Source organism: Labilibaculum manganireducens (genome assembly GCF_963665805.2).
Classification (GTDB): domain Bacteria; phylum Bacteroidota; class Bacteroidia; order Bacteroidales; family Marinifilaceae; genus Labilibaculum; species Labilibaculum manganireducens.
The window spans coordinates 1318988-1334402 of record NZ_CAXXEE010000003.1 but is presented as its reverse complement, the minus strand read 5'-3'; the positions used below and the strand labels follow the sequence as shown (position 1 = coordinate 1334402).

Annotated in this window: 14 protein-coding genes and 1 riboswitch; of the genes, 5 read left to right on the top strand and 9 right to left on the bottom strand. The window is 36.2% G+C overall.

Going from position 1 to position 15415, the window contains the following annotated elements; all coding sequences use genetic code 11:
• Positions 1 to 2: 2 nt before the first annotated feature.
• The 8 genes from ACHZAX_RS05005 to thrA form a co-directional block, all read right to left on the bottom strand.
• Positions 3 to 812, bottom strand: a complete 810-nt coding sequence (locus ACHZAX_RS05005; RefSeq protein WP_320018264.1) for a hypothetical protein — start codon at positions 810 to 812, stop codon at positions 3 to 5.
• Between the two features lie 50 nt (positions 813 to 862).
• Positions 863 to 2056: an aspartate aminotransferase family protein gene (locus tag ACHZAX_RS05000; protein WP_320018263.1), complete on the bottom strand. Its 1194-nt coding sequence runs from the start codon at positions 2054 to 2056 to the stop codon at positions 863 to 865.
• Positions 2057 to 2110: 54 nt separating this feature from the next.
• Positions 2111 to 2818, bottom strand: a complete 708-nt coding sequence (locus ACHZAX_RS04995) for a LytR/AlgR family response regulator transcription factor (protein WP_101311228.1) — start codon at positions 2816 to 2818, stop codon at positions 2111 to 2113.
• 170 nt (positions 2819 to 2988) lie between these two features.
• Positions 2989 to 3672, bottom strand: a complete 684-nt coding sequence (locus tag ACHZAX_RS04990; protein WP_101311227.1) for a TrmH family RNA methyltransferase — start codon at positions 3670 to 3672, stop codon at positions 2989 to 2991.
• 74 nt (positions 3673 to 3746) lie between these two features.
• A complete protein-coding gene (locus ACHZAX_RS04985; protein WP_101311226.1) occupies positions 3747 to 4019 on the bottom strand; it encodes an HU family DNA-binding protein in 273 nt (90 codons plus the stop codon).
• Positions 4020 to 4488: 469 nt separating this feature from the next.
• Positions 4489 to 5784, bottom strand: coding sequence for a threonine synthase (thrC, locus tag ACHZAX_RS04980; protein ID WP_320018262.1), 1296 nt, complete (start codon positions 5782 to 5784; stop codon positions 4489 to 4491).
• Between the two features lie 65 nt (positions 5785 to 5849).
• Positions 5850 to 6776, bottom strand: a complete 927-nt coding sequence (locus ACHZAX_RS04975) for a homoserine kinase (protein ID WP_320018261.1) — start codon at positions 6774 to 6776, stop codon at positions 5850 to 5852.
• Positions 6777 to 6801: 25 nt separating this feature from the next.
• Positions 6802 to 9237: a bifunctional aspartate kinase/homoserine dehydrogenase I gene (thrA, locus tag ACHZAX_RS04970; protein WP_320018260.1), complete on the bottom strand. Its 2436-nt coding sequence runs from the start codon at positions 9235 to 9237 to the stop codon at positions 6802 to 6804.
• A gap of 652 nt (positions 9238 to 9889) precedes the next feature.
• Between thrA and ACHZAX_RS04965 the strand changes: the two genes are divergently transcribed.
• Both ACHZAX_RS04965 and ACHZAX_RS04960 read left to right on the top strand, forming a co-directional pair.
• Positions 9890 to 10621 (top strand): hypothetical protein, encoded by a 732-nt coding sequence (locus ACHZAX_RS04965; RefSeq protein ID WP_101311222.1) that lies wholly within the window; start codon positions 9890 to 9892, stop codon positions 10619 to 10621.
• A 137-nt stretch (positions 10622 to 10758) separates the two neighbouring features.
• Positions 10759 to 11409: an HAD family hydrolase gene (locus ACHZAX_RS04960; protein WP_320018259.1), complete on the top strand. Its 651-nt coding sequence runs from the start codon at positions 10759 to 10761 to the stop codon at positions 11407 to 11409.
• 26 nt (positions 11410 to 11435) lie between these two features.
• On the opposite strand, the gene ACHZAX_RS04955 is transcribed toward ACHZAX_RS04960, so the two are convergent.
• Positions 11436 to 12371, bottom strand: a complete 936-nt coding sequence (locus ACHZAX_RS04955) for a cation diffusion facilitator family transporter (protein ID WP_320018258.1) — start codon at positions 12369 to 12371, stop codon at positions 11436 to 11438.
• A 248-nt stretch (positions 12372 to 12619) separates the two neighbouring features.
• A riboswitch (molybdenum cofactor riboswitch) is annotated at positions 12620 to 12761 on the top strand.
• A gap of 114 nt (positions 12762 to 12875) precedes the next feature.
• On the opposite strand from ACHZAX_RS04955, the gene ACHZAX_RS04950 reads away from it, so the two are divergent.
• The 3 genes from ACHZAX_RS04950 to ACHZAX_RS04940 are packed head-to-tail and all read left to right on the top strand — an operon-like array spanning position 12876 to position 15385.
• Positions 12876 to 13421, top strand: coding sequence for a hypothetical protein (locus tag ACHZAX_RS04950; protein WP_320018257.1), 546 nt, complete (start codon positions 12876 to 12878; stop codon positions 13419 to 13421).
• Between the two features lie 4 nt (positions 13422 to 13425).
• The gene (locus ACHZAX_RS04945; protein WP_320018256.1) at positions 13426 to 14601 is read left to right on the top strand and encodes a molybdopterin molybdotransferase MoeA; all 1176 of its coding nucleotides are present in this window, start codon (positions 13426 to 13428) and stop codon (positions 14599 to 14601) included.
• The gene (locus ACHZAX_RS04940; RefSeq protein WP_320018255.1) at positions 14558 to 15385 is read left to right on the top strand and encodes a GTP 3',8-cyclase MoaA; all 828 of its coding nucleotides are present in this window, start codon (positions 14558 to 14560) and stop codon (positions 15383 to 15385) included. Before ACHZAX_RS04945 ends, ACHZAX_RS04940 begins: the two co-directional genes overlap by 44 nt.
• Positions 15386 to 15415 lie beyond the last annotated feature (30 nt).

The following is a 15415-nucleotide window of genomic DNA, read 5'->3' as shown; positions in this document are numbered from 1 at the left end:
TATTACTTATTTCTTACATCAATATTTTCAACTAATACCCATTTACCTTTCTGATACTCGAGTGCATCGTAAGAAAAATCAGGTCCGTAATATTCAAATTGATTCTGATAAACTGGCAATGACGGTGCCAAATGATCAAATACAATTCTTTTATCTTTTTCGTTGTATTGAATAGTCATTCTTGCCTGTTTGGCGTATTCGAAAACTATTCTGTCTAAAGTTTTTCCTTTCCAGATAATCACCGGCATACCAAAAGTAACTTGTCCTTTCTCATCAAAACTGAGCACTTCAACAAGCTTCTTGTTGGTTCGGAAATCATTTCCATCCCATCCCAACAGGAAATAAGAATTACCAGATTTTGCCTTAAACGGTATAATCTGATAGTAAAGCGCTCCCGGCCAATTTACTGCCGGGTATTGATGAAACATATCAGCGACAAGCTTCGAATCATGCAAAACCTCAACCTGAATTGATTTCTTCAGTTTAATTTGCAACAGCCCAAAATATTGGTAAGTCCCATCATCCAAAACACAATTCCAATTAAAAATCCGAAATTTCTGATCGGGAGAAATCAACTTACCCATTTTTGATAATTCAGAAAACGGATAATCAAAACTCTGTTCTTCAACCAATACATCCGAAAATATTTTTTCGATTTCAGAACAGATACTCAATTTTAAAGAATCAGTATCAGCCAGAATTAAACTATCAAACTCAGATTTGATTTGCTGTTCCTTCTCCAATAAACTAATCTGCGAAAAAAGACTTGAAGACCCGAGTAAGACAAAAAACACAAGTAATAATTTTCTCATCAATCTATTTTTGAATATTCTTACAGGAACAACATCAATTCCGTGAAATATTATTTTTTCACCTTATTCATTGCCTCAATTAGTAAATCCGAGGCATGATGAATTTCCTCATCAGTAATATTTAAGGGGGGTGCAATTCGAAAAGCTCCGGCACAAAATAAGAAAGGATCCATAATAACACCCAACTCATATGCTTCTTTCATAATAGCAAGCATGATCTCCTGAGATTCTACAATTACAGCAATAAACAGTCCCAACTGTCGAAATCCTTTCACCATTGGATGATCTTTTAGCAAAGTCACAAAAAGTTCTCCTTTGCGCTGAACATCATCAACAATATTTTCCTCCAAAAGTACTTCCAAAGCAGCCTTAGCAGCTGCACAACAAACCGGATGTCCTCCAAAAGTGGTAATGTGCCCCAACATTGGATTGCTCTTGAACGTGTCAAGTATCTTTTTATCCGATATAAAAGCTCCAATTGGCATTCCGCCTCCCATTGCCTTCGCCAGACAAAGAATATCGGGAACAACATCGAAATGCTCAAATGCAAAAAGTTTTCCTGTTCGTCCAAATCCCATTTGAACCTCATCAAAAATCAGTAAAGCCCCTTTTTCGGTACACCTTTCCCTCAAAGCCTGAATAAATTCTTTGGTTGGAATAATCATTCCCCCTTCGGACTGGATGGGCTCCAAAATAACACAGGCTGTTTTATTGGTTATTTGCTCTAAATCCAAAATATTTCCGAATTCAATAATTCGAATGTCCGGCAATAATGGACGAAAGGCATTTTTCAATTCCTCGTCGCCCAATACACTTAAAGCTCCATGAGTACTTCCGTGATATGCATTTCTAAAAGTAATTATTTCAGACCTACCGGTATATCTCTTAGCCAATTTTAAAGCTCCCTCATTAGCTTCACTCCCCGAATTCACAAAGTAAACCGAATTTAAACTCTCTGGCAGATTATCGGATAAGAGCTTGGCCAATTGAACCTGAGGAGATTCAATGAACTCACCATATACCATTAAGTGCATATATTTATCAACCTGATCTTTAATGGCCTGACGAACACGAGGATGCCCGTGCCCAAGGTTACTAACAGAAACGCCCGATACGAGATCCAAATATGGCTTTCCGTCCGGGCTGTACATATATATACCTTCTGCCCTCTCTATTTCCAATGCAATAGGAAAATCAGAGGTTGTAGCTACATGCTGCAGAAATAATTGTCGATTTGTAATCATAAACAGAATTTTTATTTAAATACAAAATTCAATAAAAATCCTGCCATAAAAAAACTATCGTGTCATTAAATTAATATCTCCTAATAATTTATCACGATATGATTTTCCGATAGGAATTGCTTTAGACCCACTTTCGGTTTCAATCACAACTGAATTATCTTCAATCACTCCAATTTTGCTCAAATTAACGATATATGAACGGTGGATTCTTGAAAAACGAGTAGAGGGCATCTTTTCTTCGATGGCCTTCATGGTAAAATGTATTGTATATTTTTCATGATAAGAATTTACAACAACATAATTTTCAAGAGCTTCAATCCATAAAATATCATCGTAATTCAAACGAACCAATGCCGAATTACTTTTTATAAAAATCTCATTCTTATCCTGCATAAAACTTTCGCTGTTTTTATAGCGACGGTTTGCCTTACTAACCGCTTTAAAAAACCGACTGTAACTAATAGGTTTTAATAAATAATCAGTAACATCATACTCAAAAGCTTCCAAAGCATACTGTTCTTTTGAAGAGATAATAATAATTTGCGGTGTAGTACTTAAGCTATTTAAAAATTCCATGCCACTCATTTCCGGCATTTCAATATCTAAAAATATCAAATCAACAGGTTCGTTTTTTTTGATATTATTTATCGCTTCAATTGCACTTGGGTAGGATGCTCCAAATGTTAGGAAGTCTGTTCTTTCAATATAACTTTCAACAACTTTTCTCGAAAGCTTATCATCGTCAATTACAACACAATTCATATAGTGGTAGTTAATTTTTATTCAAAAATAGGTAAATAAATCATATTTATCTATGGCAAGGTAGTTTTCATCAAAAATAACAATCTTTTTACCATTTCCGAAATATTTAACCAAAATATTCCCTTTCACAAAATTTAACTTAATATAATTTTTTTTTCAAATTGGTTATTTTATTGCTTCTTTTTTAGAAATTTACCGAGAAGCTCATCCCCCGATCTTACAGATCGCACCAACCAATCTAATTTCAACTCCAGTTTTTCATACTCAGACAATTGCCAATAAATATCTGATCGCCGAAGCTCCGTAGCAAGATGATTTAGTACTATAGCCGCAGAAACCGATATATTAAAACTTTCCGTAAAACCGTACATTGGAATTTTCACAAATTCATCGGCATTATTCATTACTTCATCCGACAATCCAGTCAGTTCCGTTCCAAAGAAAAATGCAGCTTTCCCCTTAGTCAGATCAAAATCGGGTAAAAGAATATCATTTGAATGAGGACTTGTTGCAATAATTCTATATCCCTGATTTTTTAATTTCGTAATTGTACTTAAGGTATTTCTTTCTTCTTTATTGTATCTGTGCAAATTCATCCACTTTGACGCTCCCATTACAACATCAGGATTTAAATGATATTCATTGTGATTTTCAATAACATGCAAATCCTGAACACCAAAACAATCGCATGAACGAATTACGGCACTGGCATTTTGAGCTTGAAAAATATCCTCCAAAACCAAGGTTATATATCTTGTTCTGTTTTCAATATTTTTATCCAGTAATCCGATGCGCTTTTCACTGGTAAAACCTTCCAAAAAATGAATCGATTCCTGCAATAACTTCTTCTCCATCCACAAAAAATTAGGAATAAAAAAAAGGAGGTATTATTGATACACCCCCTCTAACATCTTTTGACAACAATTATCTATTGTACAGAGTCTGCTAATTCAGAACCAGCCTTAAATTTGATAACTTTTTTTGCTGGAATATTGATTGGTTTACCAGTTTGAGGATTTCTACCGGTTCTAGCATCACGCTTAGAAACAGAAAATGAACCAAATCCTACTAGTGCTACTCTATCATCACTTTTTAATGCCTCAGTAGTAGTTTCAATGAAAGCATCTAATGCTTTTTTAGAATCAGCTTTAGTCAAACCAGCTTTGCTTGCAATTGCATCAATTAATTGAGCTTTGTTCATAACTTTATAAAATTTTAGGGTTAAAAATTGCTTTTAAATTTGAATCATATACAAATATAAAGGATTTCTGATGGTTTGCAAATTTCCGATAAGAAAAAATAAGAAATTTAACCTTTCAAAGATCGAAACATAATAAAACTATAAATTTTCAAGCTATTCCCCGTAAACAATAAAGAGAAGAATGTGAATTAAATCATAACTCTATTTAAAGGTCTTTCTTATTTAACTGATTTACTAAAATGCTTTATTCACTAACATTTAATATGACATGCCAACAATAAACCTAAACCTCAACATCACACACACAAACAACTAATATTCAGCACTATAATTAGATTTAAAGAATATAAAACCATCATCACAATCTCCTGTATATTTCATTAAAATGTATTACACAATGATATGCATCATTATAAGATGATTGGAAACAAAAGGCTGTTCATAAATAATGACAGCCTTTCGGGAGATCCTATTTAAGTAAAAGGAAGCTTTTAAACTCTGAAAAATCCTTACTTATTAAAATACTCTTTTTTTCTTTTCCCAAACACTGCTGAAGATAGTCCGGAACTCTTATTTCAGTATTAAGTACCTTTTCAACTGTATCCTTAAATTTTGCCGGGTGCGCTGTTTCCAAAAAAACACCTACCTCACTATCCGTATTTAAGTATCTTTTCAAACCCAGATATCCAACGGCACCATGTGGATCAAGAATGTACTTATTCCTACTATATACATCTGCTATTGCCTCTTGAGTTTCCTCATCTGAAAACCACGCTCCCTTTACATCCTTAACAATGTCAAAATGTTTCTCCTGATACAATTCCATCATACGAGCAAAATTACTTGGAGCTCCAACATCCATAGCATTTGATATGGTTTGAACAGAAGCTTTTGGCTCATATTTCCCGGAACTTAAATAATCCGGTACAACCTTATTTGTATTTGCTGATGCAATAAATGAATCGATTGGCAATCCCATTTGTTTTGCCAGCAATCCTCCTGTAAGATTTCCATAATTCCCGCTGGGAACTGAAAACACAACTTTTTTATCTGTTGGCTGCAATTGTGCCCAAGCGTAGAAATAGTAAAAACTTTGCGGTAACAAGCGAGCAATATTTATAGAATTTGCCGAAGTCAAACTCAATTCTGCATTCAAATCAGTATCTCCAAAAGCGGTTTTTACCAATACCTGACAATCATCAAAAGTGCCGTCAACCTCAAGAGCTGTGATGTTTTGTCCCATAGTGGTTAATTGCTGCTCTTGAATCTTACTCACCTTTCCGGCAGGATATAATATAATCACCTTTACACCCTCGACACCTAAAAACCCATTGGCAACTGCACTGCCCGTATCTCCTGATGTTGCAACCAAAATGGTTACCTCTTCCTGATTCTGCTTTGCGAAAGCACTCAGACATCGAGACATGAACCTGGCACCTACATCTTTAAATGCGCAAGTTGGTCCGTGAAACAGTTCTAAAGTGTTAACACCATCTTCTATCGGCACAACTGGGATCGGGAAATTAAGTACCTCTTTGGTAATTTCCCTCAAATCAGAATCGGAAATGTCGTCACCAACGAAGTGTTTAGCCACTTCATATCCAATTTCAGGCAAACTTAATTCTGTCAATCGTTGAAAGAATTCATCTTCCAACTTTGGTATTGAAACCGGAAAAAACAAACCGTTATCCGGCGCAAGCCCTTTTATTACAGCTTCCTTAAAGCTATAACGTATATCTTTATTATTTGTACTAAAGTATTTCACAAGTCTATCCTTTCTTCAAGTTCCTGAATCAAAATCTATTCGATTTTTTAACTAATTACTTCCTGTTACAGAATTTTCACTCCACCTTCACTTACTTTGGACACGTATATTTTGTAATCCAAACCGGTACGTTTATAGACTGTATCCATAGCAGCAGCAATAACATCTGCAGACTCCTTTCCATTTGCCAATGCAAATACCGATGGCCCTGATCCGGAAATACTGCAACCCAATGCTCCTGCTTCCATTACGGACAGTTTCAATTCATCAAATTCAGGTATCAGCACCTTCCTTTGTGGCTCTACTATATGATCTTCAAGAGAACGTCCGATCAAATCGTAATCTGCGGTATAAAGTCCGGCCATTAAGCCTGCCACATTTCCCCACTGACGAATTGCCTTTTTTAGAGGAATTTGGGGAGACAATATTTCCCGTGCTTCTTTGGTCTTGATTTCAATTTGTGGATGAATAACAGCACACCATAAATCTGCCGGTGGCTGAATATGAATTACATCCAGAGGATTGTATCCTCGAATCAGACAAAAACCACCAAGTGTTGCCGGAGCAACATTGTCAGCATGAACATCACCCGAAGCAACCTCCTCACCTTTCATGGCAAAATCAACCAGTTGCATTCTTGTATATGGCTTACCCAACAATTCATTTACTGCAACAACCGCACCTGCCGCACTTGCCGCACTAGATCCGATTCCACTTCCGGGCTTAATATTTTTAATCATCTCAACATCAAAGCCCTGATCGCTTTCCAAATCATCCAATAAAGCCTGAATAGCTACACCTGCAACATTTTTCTTTGGATCGGTAGGAAGATCCTCATAATCCTTTACTGTTTGTATAATTATTTTATTCTGGTCATTTTTGGTAATAATCATTTCATCGCCCACCCCATCGATGGCAAATCCTAATATATCGAACCCACAACCAACGTTGGAAACGCTGCCCGGAGCAAAAACTTTCACACTATCTGACATGTTATTCAATTTTCTTTGTTGGTAATTAATTGCTGGTTATTCTAATGATATCGCCAAAAATTCCCGAAGCTGTAACTTCTGCTCCGGCTCCGGCACCTTTAATAATCAATGGCTGATCGCTGTACCACTTCGTTTTTAACGAAATCACATTATCCTTACCATGTATATCGTAAAATGGATGATCGGGTGTAACCTCTTTAAGGCTTACATTGGCTTTGCCATCTGCGAAAGAAGCAATGTAACGGTACCTGATATTTTTTTCAGCCATCACAGTTCTCCATGCCTCAAAATGATCATTGTGAGCTTCCAGATCGCGGATCAAATCAGCTGCTGTCTCACCATTCAAACAAGATAATGGGATCATAGGTTCATGCTCTACATCCTTCACCTCTAACTTGTAGCCAGCCTCACGAGATAATATTAAAAGTTTTCTTAAGACATCCATTCCGCTCAGGTCGATTTTCGGATCTGGTTCAGTAAATCCTTGCTCCATTGCCATTTTCACCGCTTCAACAAACGATTTACCATTATTAAACTCATTCATTATAAAGTTTAAGCTGCCAGATACAACAGCATCAATTCCAACAATTTTGTCGCCGGTATGAATCAGGCTGTTAATTGTGCTAATCACCGGCAATCCTGCTCCAACATTGCTTTCGAACATGAATTCCACATTGTGCTTTTTTGCCGCCTCCTTAATTCTCAGGTAATTATCAAATTCCGATGAAGCTGCAATTTTATTGCATGCCACAATAGAAACAGTGGAGTTCAAAACCTGCTGATACACCTTACTTACAGCTTCGCTTGCGGTGATATCTACAAACACAGAATTTCTGAGGTTTGCCTGATCCATCCGCTTTACAAATTCCTGCAAATTGGCTACCTCTGATTCTTCCTCCAATTTCTGCTTCCAATTCTGAAGCATATTTTCATCCTTTGCAAAGCACATTTTCCGACTGTTGGTCACTGCACGAACAATCAATTGCAAACCTTTCTCTTCAAGAAGGTAATCGTATTGATTTTTAATGAATTCCAATAATTTTCCCCCTACATTACCTACTCCTGCAATGTACAGGTTCACTTTCTTATGAGTTGAGATGAAAAAATCCTCATGAATAACATTTAATACTTTTTTTACATCAAAGGTTGGAACCATGAAAGTAATGTTTAATTCATTACCGCCCTGGGCCATAGCCCTAATGTTCACTCCGTTTCTTCCAAGTACACTAAATACTTTTCCTGAAATCCCAGGAGTATATCCCATGTCCTCACCAACAACGGCTACAATTGACAAATCCTGCTCAACAGCCGGTTCATTTACCAAGTTCATTCTAATTTCCATTTCGAACTCGGAACGAACCGCTTCAATAGCCAACGCCCTATCACCCTCATTAATCCCAACACTCATACTCTGCTCCGATGAAGCCTGAGTAATTAGAACAACATTAATTTTATTCTGAGCCAAACAAGTGAAAAAGCGAGATGCAAATCCGCTTATACCAACCATTCCACTGCCCGAAAGAGTAAATAAATTAATGTTGTTGATTGAAGAAAGTCCTCGAACTATTGAACGTTCACTTTTAGGTGCAGAAGTGATCAGAGTTCCCTTTTCGTCGGGAGCAAACGTATTTTTAATACGAACATTTATTTTGTTCTGCAATACCGGAATTAAGGTTGGAGGATAAATGACTTTAGCACCAAAATGAGAAAGTTCCATTGCTTCCTGAAAAGACATTTGCTCAATCGGCAAAGCCTGCGATACCAATCTTGGATCGGCAGTAAACATACCACTGACATCAGTCCAAATTTCCAACTCGCTGCATTTTAATCCTGCCGCCAAAATAGAAGCTGTGTAATCCGATCCGCCACGCCCAAGCAATGTCATTTCACCTTTTTGACCGGAAGCTATAAAACCGGGAAACAAAGCAACTTGAAATTCTACATCTTTAACGGCTTTCAAATTCTTATTGGTCTGCTCGCTATTTAGAAATACTCCTTTGCCATTCTGTGTTTTGATAAAGTCTCTGGAATCGAAAAGCACAGTATTCATCCCACATTGATTTAAATAGGCTGAAAAAATTAAAGATGATAATATCTCACCTGATCCCATTACAGAATTTTTTACCTTTTGCGAGATTTCTTCCAAAAGATAAACCCCTTGAAGTAGTTCTGCTATCTCATCAAATTTCTTTGATGTACCCAATTCTATTTCTGCTGGTAAATTAAGTTCATTAATTACTTGAAAATGCCTTTCCTTTACTTTAAAAAGGGAATTTTCATATTCTTTATTCCTATTGCTGGCCAGATTAATACATCTTTCCAGCTCGTCGGTAACTCCGCCAAAAGCTGAAACAACTACAACTTGCTTACAGTTGGCATAATTCCTTTTAATAATCTCCTGAACGCGCTTACAATTTTCTGAATTAGAAACTGAGCTCCCTCCAAATTTTAAAACCTTCATTGATTAATTTCTTAAGATAGATTCCCTTCCGTACAAATGTCCGGTTGTCCATCGGTTGATATAAATTTTGGTTAAATAGTTATTCTGCTTTATTATTAAGAATGCTCCGACAACACTAACTATTGAATAATCAGTTATTGTACAAGGTACAAAATACCCTATGGTTTTTGAGCAATCAACTACTCACCTGTGGCGATATGTAAAAATTCAACCCCCTAAAGGGTTGTGGTTGTAGTTGTGATTATCGTAGGAATAGTACAAATAGAAGTTTCAGACATAGACATTCCCATGCTGATTCCCAACATGTTCATTTCAATCGCTATGTTATTTATCTGTTTCAAAAAAGCTATTCCTCATCTTTAAGAGTTTCAAATATATGCTTTTTTTTTTCTTATCTGTATCATTTCAAAAGGATTCTTTCAAATTTTATTGCCCAATAATAATGCTGCAACCCAATGCAAACGATATATTCTTCCTTTTTTTGCTTTTGCAGAAATACAATTCCAACAATTTTCATTGTGATTCCTCCTCAATTAGAACTAAAAACAAAATACCCATTACACCCTCAATATTAGATGTTTAATAAATCTTAATTAGAATTATTCTAAATAAAATTGTAAATTAAGTCTTTATTCACCAAAACAATATTATCATGAGAAAGAGAATAATTGGTTTAGCAATTGCTTTATGTTTCAGTTTTGCTGTTACAGCACAAACCAATGAGAAAGCAGAGAAAACAGTTGTTGAAAGTGTTTACATTCTGCCAAAAAAAGGAATGGCTGATGAGTTCGAAAAAGCAATTAAAGCTCACAATGAAAAATTTCATCCAAAAGGTGATTATGTGGCAGGTTTACGAAAAGTTGAATACGGTGATAAAGCCGGCTGGTATGTTTGGATTATGGGTCCCACAACATATGCTGCTCTGGATACCCGCCCGGCAAAAGAAAATGGTCATGAGGACGATTGGGATAAAACAGTAGAACCTCTGGTTCAAAAATATGGTCCAATCAATCTTTGGAATTACAACCCGAAATTATCTTTTGGAAAAGAAATTTTAATGAATGCCAAGTATTATGAAGCCTGGGCAATCGATCTGAAAAGAGGACAGTATTACCGTTTTGAAGCACTTGCTGAAAAATTAATGAAAACATCGGAGAAATTAGGATTTGCATTTCTAATTTTCAACAACCCATTGCATACAAGCGAAAGTGCGGATGTTGGAATGATATGGGATTTTAAAAGCTATGCCGATTGGTCTTCGGATAGTGGATTTAAAAAAGAGTTTGAAAAACTATACGGAGAAGGATCATGGCAAAACATGTTCAATGAATGGATGGATATTACCAATGATTACAATGCTGAATTAAGAACCATCATTAGATAAATAAAACTTTAGAGCTTAAGTGGTTAATTGGAATTCTAATTAACTGCTTTTTTTATGCTCAATTTTTATTAGATTCCCTTTGCATACTTAACCTGAGTTTACAATATTTGTACTTCTTAAACTTAATACAGATTGTAATGATAAAAGGAGTAGTTTTTGACCTTGATGGCACACTGGCCAATTCAATTGAAGACATTGCCGATTCAATGAATGTTGTTTTAGCAGAAAAAGGATTTCCAACACATGACTATGATACGTACAAAACATTTGTTGGCCGCGGACTGAAAGCTCTGGTTGAAAATGCCCTGCCCGATTCTGTAAATGATGAATCTATATTAGAAGCCTGCTTTAACAGGATGATGATTGTTTATGATGAAAACTGCATTACTAAAACTTGTTTGTATCCCGGTATTGCAGAACTTCTTACCGAACTGCAGAAAAGAGATATTAAAATTGGCATATTCTCGAACAAAGCCAATGAGTTAACTCAGAAAGTAGTGAATGTTTTACTCGCTGACTGGACACTCGAAATGGTAATTGGTGCAGGTGGTGATATTCCAAGAAAACCAAATCCTAAAGGAGCAATACTTATTAGTACAAGAATGCGCATTGCTCCTGAAGAAATGATGTATGTCGGTGATTCGGGCGTTGATATGCGGACAGCAGAAAACTCGGGAATGTACGCAGCAGGCGTTTTGTGGGGGTTCCGCGACATGGAAGAATTACTTGAAAACGGAGCAAAAATCCTTGTCGAAAACCCAATGGACTTGCTTAATTCATTCAATTAAGATATTAAATCGGGAAAGAAAATAGGCTAATGGGTATGTTTTCTTTCCTGACTTACAACACTCTCATCTTCGCAAAAACCATTTATTTCCGGCTGAAGTGTAACATGATTAATTTCAAATTCGTCATGAAACATGTGTTCCAATTTATGCAGCACCTCACTTACTTCACTCAAATTGATATCGTTTCTAAAACTAATGTGAGCTTCAAGATTAATCTGTTTATCATCCAGTTGCCACAGGTGCACATGATGCATATTTTCAATTTCCTCCAGCTCTTTAACTTTCAGAAGAATTTCGTCCAGATTGAGATGAACAGGAGCAAACTGCATAAGGATACGGATACTTTCCTTTACCAAGCCCCAACTCGAATAAACCAAATAGAGCGCAATGAGTATTGAAAGTACACTATCGACCCACGAAATTTCCCAAAGATACATTGCCAATCCTCCCAATACCACTGCAACCGATGATATCATATCCGATAACAAATGCAAATAAGCCGATCGCATATTAATATTATCCTTAGCATCCTTCTTTACCAATAACATGCTAAGCAAATTCAATAAAATTGACAATCCTCCCAGAATCATCACCAATCCTGATTCAATTTCCTGAGGTTCTGAAATCCGCTGGACAGCTTCCTTTAAAAGAAAAAATGCGATTACAGCTAAAGATATTGAATTAAACAAAGCGGCTAATATCTCAGCCCTTTTATATCCGAATGTTTGTTTTGCAGTTTGTTTACGACTCGATAATTTACTTGCAAACCAACTTATGATTAAAGCAAGAACATCACTAAAATTATGCATGGCATCAGACAAAAGAGCCAAACTGCCCGACATAAATCCGCCTATAACCTGAGCAACAGTAATTCCAATATTCAGTAGAATTGCAATTCCCAAATTTCGCCCTTTTAAATCACCATGATCGTGATGCGCATGTCCATGATTCCCTTTTCCCATATTAGCCTCATTTAATAAGCCTATAAATATAGCAATGAATTCTTTTTTTTAATCAAACTAATTATAAATTGCAAAATAAATTCCGTTCCCTTTTCATTTAGAACACAATCGTTTCCATTTTAAATACTACAGACTGCAGGCTTTCTTCAGAAATCCCATTCTTATAGAATAACCAAGCTTTGCGTCAATTTTTATATCATTACACATACACATTTGTAGATTCATTAATATTTATATCTTTACCGTTGAAATAAAGTGATCTCCGAGTTTATAATTTCTAAACCACAACAAAACGGAACGAATTATAAACCGATGGGTAAATTGGGAAACGAATTTGCCTCCCGCTAGGCTTAAACCCTAAAATTGGAAAGGAGTGTTTTTGTGATTTAGTGTGATCCCGATAGTTAAGTAAATGTGCTTTGCCTTAGCAATTTATATACTGTTGAAACTAAAAACATAAGCCTCCGATTCTGAATTGAATTGGAGGTTTCTTATATTTAAGAAATGATAAGTAGCAAAAGGAACATATTATTAATTGCAGGAACCGGCAGAAACGTTGGGAAAACCCTATTTGCATGTCGATTGATAGAAAAATTGAAATGTGAAAATGAGTTGGTTTGTATTAAAATATCTCCTCACTTTCATGAATTAAACAAAGAATTAGAAATTATCAGCGAAACTGATAATTTTGTAATTGCAAAAGAAACTAGTAAAACAGGCAGTAAGGATAGCAATCGCTTGTTTCAGGCAGGAAGCAAAAAGGTTTATTACGTGCAGGCTAAAGATGATCATTTGCCTGAGGTTCTCTCCTTTTTCGAGAAAATACTTTCGGCAGAAACTCCTGTAATTTGTGAATCGGGAGGCATGCGGGATTTTATTGAACCAGGTTTGTTTCTAATGATCAACAAAGAAGACAATAAAAATATAAAAACCAGAGCTGTTGGTTATGGAAAATTAGCAGATAAATGGATTGAATTTAATGGTGAGAATTTCAATTTTACTGCAGATAACATTTCTTTTACTAATAATGAATGGAAAATAAAAAACTAACAATATGATTACGTTTCACGAGGCTTTAAAAACTGTAAAAAATGCCACTAAAAAGTTAGATACTGAGACTATCAATCTTGCTGATTGCTTGAATCGGGTTCTTGCAGAAGATGTTCTTTCAGACATGTCTATTCCGCCATTTAATAAGTCGGCTATGGATGGATATGCTTGTAAACAATCTGATTTGGCAAACAATCTTGAAGTTTTGGAGATTATCGCAGCAGGGTCTGCTCCAAGCAAAGCTGTCGGGAACAATCAGTGTTCCAAAATTATGACCGGAGCGATGGTGCCTGAAGGTGCCGACACAGTAATCATGATTGAACACACGGAAGAAATTGATAACACTCACATTCGTTTTACGAAAGACAAAACAAAATCAAATATTTGCCTTAAAGGGGAAGATATTTTAGAAAATGATGTCGTTCTAAAGAGAGGAACCCGATTAAAGGCTCAGCACATTTCTGTTTTGGCAAGTGTAGGATGCGCGAATCCCCTTGTTTTCAGACAGCCAAAAGTTGCGACAATTGCAACCGGAAGCGAATTGGTTGAACCAGACCAAAAACCGGAAATATCTCAAATACGCAATGTAAACTCGTGGCAGTTGCAGGCGCAATTGCAAAAAATGGGCATTCGTGGCAATAGTCTCGGAATTATTTCTGACTCGAAAGAGGCTACTAAAGAAGCAATGGTAAAATGTTTGGAAGAAAATGATGTGCTTATTATTTCGGGTGGTGTTTCGGTTGGTGACTTCGATTACATTCCCCAAATTCTAAAAGAAATGGGTTTCAACATCTGGTTTCATACGCTTATGGTTAAACCCGGTAAACACACAGTATTTGCAACCTGTAAGGAGAAATATGTTTTGGGTTTACCAGGAAATCCGGTTTCCTCTTTCGTACAATTCGAATTACTCGGCAAACCATTACTTTACCGACTTATGGGGCATGATTACAACGCACCTATGGTACGAATGCCAATTGCATCAGATTACCAGCGAAAAAGAACTGACAGACTTGAATTTTTGCCCGTTCGCTTTAATGCTGACAATCAGGTTGTACCCATTAGCTATCATGGCTCAGCACACATTAATTCTTTTACTTTAGCCAATGGAATTATGGCAGTTCCAAGAGAGGTTGATGAATTTACGGAAGGAGAATTTGTTCATGTTAGACAATTATAACAGAAATATAAATTACCTGCGAATTTCGGTAACAGACCGATGCAATCTTCGATGTACATATTGTATGCCCGAAGAGGGTATTGATTTAATGGCTCACGATGAAATATTGAGTTTTGAGCAAATTACCAATTTTGTGAAAGAAGCTGTTGCAAGTGGAATCACCAAAATACGACTTACCGGTGGCGAACCTTTGGTTAGAAAAGGAATTGTTGATTTGGTGCAGTTGTTATCTGATATTCCAGGTATTGGTGAAATTGCAATGACAACAAATGGCATATTACTTGATCAGTTTGCTGATCAATTAGCCAAAGCTGGCTTAAGAAGAGTAAACATTAGTTTGGATACACTTAATCCTGAAAAATATAAGAAAATAACCCGTTTGGGTGATATCGAAGATGTTTTTAAAGGAATTAAAGCGGCTCAAAAGGCCGGATTGCATCCCGTAAAAATAAACTGTGTTCGCATGCTCGATGCAGATTTGGATGATCTGGAAAATTTACGCCAGTTTTGCAAGAGTAATAATCTGGAATTACGATTCATTAAACAGATGGATTTATCCACTGGAGAATTCTCTGTTGTTGAAGGTGGAAAAGGCGGTAACTGTTTGGAATGCAACAGGATTAGGCTTACTGCCAACGGAAAAGTAAAACCCTGCTTGTTTAATGCCAGCGAATTCGACAGTAAAGAATTAGGCAATAAAGAGGCAATCGATAAATCGATCAACCAAAAACCAGAGGCCGGCACTAAAAATAAAAACGGCAGTTTTTACGGTATTGGAGGTTAAAACAGAGAGCAGTTATCAGTAAACAACATT